Origin of the sequence: Gilliamella sp. B14384G10 (assembly GCF_016101685.1) — a bacterium.
Taxonomy (GTDB): domain Bacteria; phylum Pseudomonadota; class Gammaproteobacteria; order Enterobacterales; family Orbaceae; genus Gilliamella; species Gilliamella apis_A.
Map to the genome: position 1 here is coordinate 37,396 of NZ_JACFQA010000008.1, position 6,052 is coordinate 43,447.

Sequence of the window (6,052 nt, forward strand, 5' to 3'; positions counted from 1 at the left end):
CAACTCCTCGGTTATTTTAGGCGGTTTGTTGAACAAGATTTTGCTTTTTATAAAGCGTTCGTTTGGTACGATCTACAACTTCGCCAGCAAGTTGACCACAAGCTGCATCAATATCATCGCCACGGGTCTTCCGAACGATAACCGTAAATCCATACCCCATTAATGTTTTCATAAACCGATCAATTCGGGTGTTTGAACATCGCGCATAAGGCGCACCAGGGAAAGGATTCCATGGAATTAAATTGATTTTACTTGGTACATTTTTCAGGAATTTAGCCAACTCATGGGCATGTTCAACACTATCATTGATCTGGTTGAGTAATACATATTCGATGGTCACTTTACCATGATTAGCATTCGAGGTTGAAAGATAACGTAAAATTGAATCACGTAACATTGCCATATTATATTTTTGGTTAATTGGCATAATCTCACTACGAATTTCATCATTTGGTGCATGTAATGAAATAGCTAATGCTACATCAATCATGCCAGCTAATTTATCTAAAGCGGGTACGACACCAGAAGTAGAAAGTGTCACGCGTCTTTTGGATAAACCATAACCAAAATCATCTAGCATAATTTCCATTGCTGGTGCGACATTGGATAAGTTAAGTAAAGGTTCACCCATTCCCATCATAACAACGTTAGTGATAGGTCGATCGGCTAATTTACCTGTTACGCCAATGGCATTTGATGCGCGCCAAACTTGGCCAATAATTTCAGATACGGTTAAATTACGGTTAAAACCTTGTTGCGCTGTTGAACAGAATTTACATTCCAAAGCACAGCCCACTTGTGATGAAACACATAAGGTCGCACGATCACGTTCAGGAATATAAACTGATTCAATCATTTGATTATTGCCTACATCTAAAGCCCATTTTATAGTGCCATCGGATGAACGTTGCTCGATGGCAATTTTAGGTGCTTTAATTTCAGCTAATTTTTTTAATTGCTCACGTAATTTTTTGTTAATGTCGGTCATAAGATCGAAATCATCTATCCCAAAATGATAGATCCATTTCATCACTTGATCCGCTCTGAATGGTTTTTCTCCTAACGAAATAAAAAATTCTCTTAACTGTTGTCTGGTAAAGTTAAGTAAGTTTATTTTTTCGTTAGTTGCATTGATGGTGTTTTGATTAGTTGTATTTGTCACGTCCAAACAATTATCAGACGATTTGTGTGTAGCTGATGTTAACATATGGCCTCGTTTTTACACATTATGGCTATTTCAATTTTTAGGGAAAGGATTATACTGGTTTTCACCCTGTCTGGCTAATATAATATTAATTAGAATCTAAATGATGAAAAAAATAATAACATTGAAAACAGTTACTCATTTTAGCTCAACTTTAACTTTACTCTTATGTTCAACGTTTGCTATGGCACAATCTATTCCATTAAATAAACTTACTGGGCAATTTGATGAAAAAAAAGATAGTAATTATATTGCTCTCGACTCAACAATATTACCCGTAAACAAAAAAGGTATGTATTTACAGAAGGAACCAACTGAGCAGTTGATTAAGGCTTATAATGATTTTAAAAAATCTTATCCTAATATTCCTTTTATTGTAGTGAGTGCTACGCGTAATTACACCTATCAAAATGGTATTTGGCAACGTAAGTGGGATGCATTATTACCTAAGTTGAATAATCCACAAAAAATTGCTGAACAAATTTTAAAATTATCTTCAATGCCTGGTACATCAAGACATCATTGGGGAACAGATATTGATATTACTAGTGTATCGTCTGAATATTTTAAAAATGATAAACAGGGAATTATTTTGTATCAATGGCTTCGTGAAAACTTACCGAAATATGGTTTTTGTCAACCATTCAGTGAGGGACGAAAAGGGGGCTATTTGCCAGAAGAGTGGCATTGGTCATATAAACCAATCGCCAAACAATATATTGCTGAATATAAAGCAATACTTGATAGCAATCCACAGATGATTATGCAAAATCTGAATTTTACTGGTTACGATAAAATTACCTTAGAAAGTCTGGTAAAAGAGTATGTATTAACCGTTAATCCGGATTGTTATTAATTTTTTCGCCAATAAGGTAGTTTGATTGTTACCACTAAACCACCACCATCGCGATTATTAGCTTGAATAGTGCCGTTATGCATAATAACGGTCTTTCTGACGATGGCTAGACCTAGTCCATAGCCTTTACCTAACTGTGCTGACTGAATACGGACAAAGGGTTCAAAAATACTCGATAATTTGCTGGCATCGACACCCGGACCACGATCTTTAACTTCAATTTGTAAATATTTTCCTGCTTCTTTTAATGATACCTCAACCGTTTGGCCTGCATTAGAAAAGCGGATAGCATTACGAATAATATTTTCAATTGCGCGTCGTATCTGTTCAGAATTACCTTTAACAATAGAGTGATTAATGGATGATAAGTTAAACTCTACTTCAATAGATTGGTGATTGGCTTCGTAGTTGGCATCATTAACCACTACACCAATTAACTCTTTTAAGTCAAAGTATTCATCGGTTCGATTATTCATTTCTGCACGTGAATAATTAAGAATCTCACCAATTAATTGATCTAATCGTTGCGACTCTAACTCAATTCTAGCTAAAGCTGTATCAATATTTTGTTTATTTTGTTGGGCAAGACCAATTGCCAGTTGTAAGCGGGCCAGCGGGGTTCTGAGTTCATGAGAAACATCATGAAGTAGCGCTTGACGATCAGATATTAAGATGTTGAGTTGCTCAACCATCATGTCAAAATCTTTACCTAATTCACTCAGTTCATCACGACGAGGTTTTAACTTTTTAAATAACCGAACCGACAGATCACCTTGCGATACACGGAAAAATCCTTGTCTTAGTAATTTCATTGGTCTAGTTAAGTTCCATGCTAAAAATAGGCTGAATACTAAACCAACACAGATCCCCATTAACAAAATAGGGGTCGGCATATTAAATAAAGTTTTATTTTTGTTATTGCTGTGATCGGTTTTATCGTCTTTAAATGATACCGAATAGAGGGTGCCATCCGGTGCCACAGCCATCCGTTGATATACATAAGAGCTAGGTTCTAATTCATCTGTGATGATATTAACTTGATCATATTGCGGAGACACCAATTTTATTGACAATAAAACTCGCTCACGTTCGGGCAAATGTGCAATAAAATTGAGTGTTTCATCTTCACCGGCAACATGCAATAATTGAGCAATCATATCCACTTTAGTCGGCATATGATTTAAGAATCGTTGATTTCTACTTTCTATGTAATAAGAGAAAGCAATCCAAGTTAATTGGAAAGTAAGATAAAAAATTATCCAAAATATAACCAGTATTTTCCAAAATAATCGACGATTCATAGCAAACCTATGGCTTGATTAACGGATACGATAGCCAACCGCTCTTATTGTTTCAATGGTCACATCATTTTGTGCTACTTGATGTAGTTTTTGGCGAATATTGCTGATATGAACATCGACGCTGCGATCATATAATTCTCGAGCACGACCCAGACCTATTTCAGACAATTCTTCTTTAGTTACCACTCGCTCACTATGTTTAACGAGTAAAACTAACAAGTTAAATTCAGTAGAGGTGAGATCTATTGGTTGACCGTTCCAAGTACAAAGTCGTTGTGGTAGATCTAAAGTTAAGCCATTAAAATGATATTTTTTCTCATCAACTAATTCGACTGAACGTTCGTCAAACCGACGTAATACCGCTCTCAATCTCGCCAATAATTCACGTGGGTAACATGGTTTTGGTATGTAATCATCAGCACCTAATTCTAACCCTAATACGCGATCAATATTATCACCTTTGGCAGTTAACATAATAACTGGCATATTACATTGTTGACGAATGCTTTTTAGGACATCAATGCCATTAATATCAGGTAACATAACATCTAAAATTGCTGCACGATATTTACCTGATAGCGCTTCATCAATACCATCCTTACCTAAATAAACACTTTTAATATTAAAACCTTCATTGGTTAAATATTCGCTAAGCATTTGTGATAATTCTACATCATCATCAATTAATAAAATATTTATCATATCTCGCCATTATTATTTAATTTTTGATAGTTACATTATTGCAATAATAAAAAAAAAGTCAGGTGGTTTTACTAAAATATTACATATTTTGAACTATTCCTGATTAATTTATTTACTATGCAGTTAAGTATAGATGTTTCAGATTTAGTCTATTTTTGTCGTGTATGTTTTAAACAAAAAGTGATTGAATAAAAATCTGTTTATAGTGGTTTAACGTATTAATAAAATCAGTATTGAACTGATAAATTATGTTCACTTACTCTTTAATATGTGAGCTTAACATTCAGTTTTCAAGTTAAATAGAATAAAATAATCACTTAATTTCATGGCTAAACGTTTCACTTGCTAACATTACGGTTAGTAATATGGAGATAAAAAATGGAACAACAAGTAATGTGGCAACAATTAATCAAATTGGTGAAACATGAAGTCTTGCCAGCACTTGGTTGCACTGAACCTATCTCACTTGCTTTAGCTGCTGCTACGGCAACTCAATATATTGATAAAAATAAAATTAGCCACATTGATGCTTATGTCTCGCCCAATTTAATGAAAAATGGCATGGGTGTTACGGTTCCAGGCACTGGTATGGTGGGATTAGCTATTGCAGCGGCCATCGGCGCCATTGGTGGTGATGCTGGGGCAGGCCTTGAAGTCCTTAAAAATATTACTGAGCAACAGATCGAACAAGCTAAAACGATGCTCAATGAGCATAAAATTAATGTGCAAATTGCCGATAATAATACCGCTATTTATTCTGAAGCTAATATTTATACTAATCATGATCATGTCCGCGTCTGTATTGAAAGCTCACATACTAATGTGATTTTGATTGAAAAAAATGACGAAATAATTTTTAAAGCCGATAACCAAAAGCAAGATGATTCGAAAGATGCGGCTATCATCAAATTGATGTCGGTAAAACAGATATATGAATTTGCCTCGCAGGCTGATTTTGCTGATATCGAATTTATTTTACACTCAGCAGAATTAAATGATGCCTTATCTCAGGAAGGCTTAAGACGAGATTATGGCTTAAGTATTGCGGCGACATTACATGAACAAACTAAAAATGGCTTATTAGCTGATGATCTATTGTCTAAAGTGATTATTCGTACTACTGCTGCATCAGATGCTCGCATGGGTGGTGCAACGTTACCAGCTATGAGTAATTCAGGTTCAGGCAATCAAGGTATTACTGCAACTATGCCAGTCGTTGTTGTTGCCGATTATTTAGAGTCAACGCCAGAACAATTAGCGAGAGCGCTTATTTTATCGCATACCATTGCCATTTATATTCATAGTAAATTTCCGCCATTATCAGCTCTTTGTGCAGCCTCAACAGCAGCCATGGGATCGGCTGCCGGTATGGCGTGGTTACTGGGTAAAGGCCAATATGAGGCAGTTGATATGGCCATATGTAACATGATTGGTGATTTGTCTGGAATAATTTGTGATGGTGCGTCAAATAGCTGTGCAATGAAAGTTTCAACCTCGGTTTCATCCGGATTTAAAGCTGTATTAATGGCGCTAAACCGAATTCGTGTTACAGGTAATGAAGGTATTGTTTGTGATAGTGTTGAAACTTCAATTAATAATTTAGGGGCGATTGTTAGCAATAGTATGAAAGCAACTGACACTCAGATAATTGATATTATGTCGCATAAAGCCTAATTTTTTTGAAAAATGCTAAAAGAATAACCTTTTAACGCTTTTAATATGACCAATTGGTATTATTTTTAAAAAATATGCTGGACAATATTATTTTTTATGCGTAATATTTCGTCCTGCTTCTATGGTGGCTATAGCTCAGTTGGTAGAGCCCTGGATTGTGATTCCAGTTGTCGTGGGTTCGAGTCCCATTAGCCACCCCATTTTATAGTTATAATGTGAAGCAATTTCTGACGGCGAGTAGCGCAGCTTGGTAGCGCAACTGGTTTGGGACCAGTGGGTCGGAGGTTCGAATCCTCTCTCGCCGACCAATTTAAT

General features: G+C 35.7%; 5 protein-coding genes and 2 tRNA genes. 4 read left to right on the forward strand and 3 right to left on the reverse strand.

Annotation, left to right across the window (positions count from 1 at the left end; genetic code table 11):
• Positions 1–16: 16 nt before the first annotated feature.
• On the reverse strand, positions 17–1,207 hold the full coding sequence (locus tag H3T54_RS11530; protein ID WP_198222630.1) for a bifunctional tRNA (adenosine(37)-C2)-methyltransferase TrmG/ribosomal RNA large subunit methyltransferase RlmN: 1,191 nt from the start codon (positions 1,205–1,207) through the stop codon (positions 17–19).
• A gap of 103 nt (positions 1,208–1,310) precedes the next feature.
• Between H3T54_RS11530 and H3T54_RS11535 the strand changes: the two genes are divergently transcribed.
• Positions 1,311–2,060 carry a M15 family metallopeptidase gene (locus H3T54_RS11535; protein WP_198222632.1) on the forward strand — a complete coding sequence of 250 codons (750 nt, stop codon included), beginning with the start codon at positions 1,311–1,313 and terminating at the stop codon, positions 2,058–2,060.
• Here the strand turns inward: H3T54_RS11535 and H3T54_RS11540 are convergent.
• Together H3T54_RS11540 and H3T54_RS11545 are read right to left on the reverse strand one after the other, a co-directional pair.
• Positions 2,057–3,361 (reverse strand): ATP-binding protein, encoded by a 1,305-nt coding sequence (locus tag H3T54_RS11540; protein WP_110448768.1) that lies wholly within the window; start codon positions 3,359–3,361, stop codon positions 2,057–2,059. The genes H3T54_RS11535 and H3T54_RS11540 overlap by 4 nt on opposite strands.
• An 18-nt stretch (positions 3,362–3,379) precedes the next feature.
• Positions 3,380–4,060, reverse strand: coding sequence for a response regulator transcription factor (locus H3T54_RS11545; RefSeq protein WP_034901087.1), 681 nt, complete (start codon positions 4,058–4,060; stop codon positions 3,380–3,382).
• A gap of 381 nt (positions 4,061–4,441) precedes the next feature.
• Here H3T54_RS11545 and H3T54_RS11550 point away from each other — a divergent pair, with 381 nt between their 5' ends.
• The 3 genes from H3T54_RS11550 to H3T54_RS11560 all read left to right on the forward strand — a co-directional run bounded on the left by H3T54_RS11550 (position 4,442) and on the right by H3T54_RS11560 (position 6,045).
• Complete coding sequence (locus H3T54_RS11550) at positions 4,442–5,737, forward strand: serine dehydratase subunit alpha family protein (protein WP_110448767.1); 1,296 nt, start codon at positions 4,442–4,444, stop codon at positions 5,735–5,737.
• Between the two features lie 124 nt (positions 5,738–5,861).
• Positions 5,862–5,937: transfer RNA gene (locus H3T54_RS11555), tRNA-His, on the forward strand.
• Between the two features lie 31 nt (positions 5,938–5,968).
• Positions 5,969–6,045 (forward strand) — tRNA-Pro (locus H3T54_RS11560).
• Positions 6,046–6,052 lie beyond the last annotated feature (7 nt).

Excerpts from the sequence above, each read along its gene's own strand:
- H3T54_RS11530 (WP_198222630.1), bottom strand. The coding sequence starts at position 1,207 with ATGTTAACATCAGCTACACACAAATCGTCTGATAATTGTTTGGACGTG.
- H3T54_RS11535 (WP_198222632.1), top strand. The coding sequence starts at position 1,311 with ATGAAAAAAATAATAACATTGAAAACAGTTACTCATTTTAGCTCAACT.
- H3T54_RS11540 (WP_110448768.1), bottom strand. The coding sequence starts at position 3,361 with ATGAATCGTCGATTATTTTGGAAAATACTGGTTATATTTTGGATAATT.
- H3T54_RS11550 (WP_110448767.1), top strand. The coding sequence starts at position 4,442 with ATGGAACAACAAGTAATGTGGCAACAATTAATCAAATTGGTGAAACAT.